Annotated in this window: 4 protein-coding genes and 1 pseudogene; 3 read left to right on the forward strand and 2 right to left on the reverse strand. The window is 75.0% G+C overall.

From position 1 onward, the window contains the following. Together ACFV0G_RS33960 and ACFV0G_RS33965 are read left to right on the forward strand one after the other, a co-directional pair. Positions 1-244 (forward strand): annotated as a pseudogene (locus tag ACFV0G_RS33960) (futalosine hydrolase); the annotation flags it as partial. After that, entirely contained in the window at positions 237-1,079 is an 843-nt protein-coding gene (locus tag ACFV0G_RS33965; RefSeq protein ID WP_380556307.1) for a 1,4-dihydroxy-6-naphthoate synthase, read from the forward strand. The pseudogene ACFV0G_RS33960 and the gene ACFV0G_RS33965, both read left to right, overlap by 8 nt. Before the next feature lie 7 nt (positions 1,080-1,086). Here the strand turns inward: ACFV0G_RS33965 and ACFV0G_RS33970 are convergent, their stop codons facing one another. Beyond that, the gene (locus tag ACFV0G_RS33970) at positions 1,087-1,470 is read right to left on the reverse strand and encodes a cold-shock protein (protein ID WP_380556309.1); all 384 of its coding nucleotides are present in this window, start codon (positions 1,468-1,470) and stop codon (positions 1,087-1,089) included. A gap of 372 nt (positions 1,471-1,842) precedes the next feature. Here ACFV0G_RS33970 and ACFV0G_RS33975 point away from each other — a divergent pair, with 372 nt between their 5' ends. Continuing rightward, positions 1,843-2,454 (forward strand): HAD family hydrolase, encoded by a 612-nt coding sequence (locus ACFV0G_RS33975; RefSeq protein ID WP_380556311.1) that lies wholly within the window; start codon positions 1,843-1,845, stop codon positions 2,452-2,454. Here ACFV0G_RS33975 and ACFV0G_RS33980 read toward each other — a convergent pair. Further along, complete coding sequence (locus ACFV0G_RS33980; protein ID WP_380556313.1) at positions 2,436-2,675, reverse strand: hypothetical protein; 240 nt, start codon at positions 2,673-2,675, stop codon at positions 2,436-2,438. The two genes, ACFV0G_RS33975 and ACFV0G_RS33980, sit on opposite strands and share 19 nt — an antisense overlap. Between the last annotated feature and the right edge of the window lie 144 nt (positions 2,676-2,819).

Raw genomic sequence — 2,819 nt, forward strand, 5'->3', positions numbered from 1 at the left:
CGCCGGGGCCGCCGGGGTGGCGCCCCGCCACCCGGGCGCCGTGGGCGAGGCGATGGAGGGCTTCGGGGTCGCCGAGGCCGCCGCCCGGTTCGGCGTGCCGTGCCTGGAGATCCGGACGGTGTCCAACCCGGTCGGCCCGCGCGACCGGGCCGCCTGGCGGATCGGCGAGGCGCTGGGCGCGCTGGAGCGCGCGTTCGCCGCGCTGCCGTACCCGGAACTGATCAAGGAGGCCGACGGTGGCTGAGCCGCTGCGGATCGCGTACTCGCCCTGCCCGAACGACACCTTCGTCTTCCACGCCTGGGCGCACGGCCTGCTGCCCGGCGCGGCGGCGCCCGAGGTGCGGTTCGCCGACATCGACATCACCAACGGCCTCGCCGAGCGCGGCGAACTGGACGTCCTGAAGATCAGCTACGGCCAGCTGCCCTGGGTGCTCGACGAGTACGCGCTGCTGCCGTGCGGCGGTGCGCTCGGACGCGGCTGCGGGCCGCTGGTGCTCACCCGCGAGCCCGGCGCGGACCTGACCGGCGGCACGGTGGCGGTGCCGAGCGAGCGCTCGACCGCCTACCTGCTGTTCCGGCTCTGGGCGGCCGGGGCCGTTCCCGGCGGCTTCGGGAAGATCGTGGTGCTGCCGTTCCACGAGATCATGCCGGCCGTGCGGGACGGCCTGGTGGACGCCGGCCTGGTGATCCACGAGGCCCGGTTCACCTACCAGCGGTACGGGCTGCACAGCCTGGCCGACATGGGCGAGGCCTGGGAGGCCGCGACCGGGCTGCCGATCCCGCTCGGCGCGATCGTGGCCCGCCGCTCGCTCGGCGCCGACCGGCTGCGGGAGCTCGCCGCGACGATCCGCGCCTCGGTGGAGGCCGCCTGGGCCGACCCGGCCGCCTCCCGGGCGTACGTGCTGGAGCACGCCCAGGAGATGGACCCGGCCGTCGCGGACCAGCACATCGGGCTCTACGTCAACGCGTTCACGGCCGACCTCGGCGAGGAGGGCTACGCGGCGGTGGAGACCCTGCTCACCCGGGCCGCCGCCGAGGGGCTGGTGCCCGCGGTCGACCCGGGTGCGCTGCGCGGCTGAGACCGGCTCAGACGTCGAACTGGTCGGCGACCGCCCGGAGCAGCACGGCGAGCTTCTGTCCGGTCGGCCTGGCCGGGTACCGGCCGCGCTGCAGGCCCGGCAGGACGGCGTCGAGCGTGGTGATCAGGTCCTGCACGATCGGGGCCATGTCGTCCGGGCTCTTGCGCTGCGCGGCGGCCACCGACGGCAGCGCGTCGAGCAGGGTCACGCTCATCGCCTGGTCGCCGCGGTGGCCCGCGACGACGCCGAACTCGACCCGCTGGCCCGGCCGCAGCGTGGTGACCCCGGCGGGCAGCGCCTTGGTGTGGACGAAGACGTCGCCGCCGTCGTCGCGCGACAGGAAGCCGAACCCCTTCGTCTCGTTGAACCACTTGACCTGGCCGGTGGGCATCTCGAACTGTCCTCGATGTGGGTGTGGGCGGGCCGGCCGTGGACCGGTCCCGCGGGGTGGACGACGAGCCGACCACCCGCGGCGGGCGATCGGCGTCGATCAGCGGATCAATGATCTCTCAGCCGCTCGCTCATGTGCGGCAGGATTCCGTGCGGGGCCCGACGAGGCCAGGACGCGGCGCGGCGCTGTCCACTGGCTGACACCCCCATCGGCGAAGCGGGGTACCCGATCAACCCCGTGCGAGGGCTGCATACCCGGCCCGGGCGGCGGTCGAAACGTTCGGTCCCCGGGGAACTGCGGTCCGTGACCGCCGCAGCTCCGCGGCCCGCACCAGGCGCCCCGGGCAGGTGCGCCGAGGCCTAGGGTGGCGGCATGTCACTCACCGTCGGCTTCGACCTCGACATGACCCTGCTCGACACGCGGCCCGGCATCCGGGCCACCTACGACGCGCTGGCCGCCGAGACCGGCACCGCGATCGACAGCGGGCTGGCGGTCAGCCGGCTCGGGCCGCCGCTGGTGCACGAGCTCGCGAACTGGTTCCCCGCCGAGCGGGTGGCGGCGGTCGCCGACCGCTACCGGGAGCTGTACGTGCGGCACGCCATGTCCGGCACGCTGGTGCTGCCCGGGGCGCGGGAGGCGGTGGCCGCCGTCCGGGCCCTCGGCGGCCGGGTCGCGGTGATCACCGGCAAGTTCGAGCGCAACGCCCGGCTCCAGCTGGACCACGTCGGACTGGTCCCGGACGTGCTGGTCGGCGACCTCTGGGCGGAGACCAAGGGCGACGCGCTGCGCGAGCACGGCGCGGCCGTGTACGTCGGCGACCACCTCGGGGACATCGTCGGGGCGCGGGCCGCCGGTGCGGTCGCGGTCGCGGTGGCCACCGGCCCGTACGGCACCGAGGAGCTCCGGGCGGCCGGGGCGGACGTGGTGCTCGACGACCTGACGCAGTTCCCGGACTGGCTGGCCGGCTACCGCTCGGCGGCCTGAGCCCTCCGGCGCTGCGCCCGGGCCGAGGCCAGCAGGCCGGCCAGGGCCAGCAGCAGGCCCACCGGCATCAGCATGCTGATCCAGTACGCGACGGTGGGCAGCGGGGTCAGGTGGAAGAAGAGCGGCACGAAGGTGATCAGCGTGGCGACGGCGCCCACGCCGAAGACGACCGCCCCGGCCCGGACGAGGGTGTCGCCGCGGTCGGCGTTCTGATGGCTCACTGCTGGCTCCTCACGGCACGGACCTCCCAGTCTCGCAGGACCCCGCCCCCGCCGAACCGCGGGGGCGGGTTCCGCCAGCACGGGGAGTTTTCCCAGGAAACACTCAGGCAGCCGTGAGTTGTGCACGGAAACGGCGGCGGAACG

The organism is Kitasatospora sp. NPDC059571 (assembly GCF_042735675.1).
In the GTDB taxonomy this organism is placed as follows: Bacteria; Actinomycetota; Actinomycetes; order Streptomycetales; family Streptomycetaceae; genus Kitasatospora.